At 41.6% G+C, this 255-nt stretch carries 1 rRNA gene; it reads left to right on the top strand.

The features are described from left to right. A 16S ribosomal RNA gene (locus M3189_RS27475) occupies positions 1-115 on the top strand; the annotation flags it as partial. Between the last annotated feature and the right edge of the window lie 140 nt (positions 116-255).

The following is a 255-nucleotide window of genomic DNA, read 5'->3' on the forward strand; positions in this document are numbered from 1 at the left end:
ATTATAGGAAGTTAAGTTTTGTCCTAGGAGCCAGCCGCCTAAGGTGGGACAGATGATTGGGGTGAAGTCGTAACAAGGTAGCCGTATCGGAAGGTGCGGCTGGATCACCTCCTTTCTAAGGATAATGAAGTCCTTAACGGACTGATAAAAAGTTGACTGTTACTTGTTTGTTTAGTTTTGAGAGTGCAATTTCTCTCGAAACATTCGTTCCTTGAAAACTAGATAATCGTAAGAAGAAGTCAAAGTAAAACCGAG

Source organism: Neobacillus niacini (assembly GCF_023715415.1).
Classification (GTDB): domain Bacteria; phylum Bacillota; class Bacilli; order Bacillales; family Cytobacillaceae; genus Neobacillus; species Neobacillus niacini_C.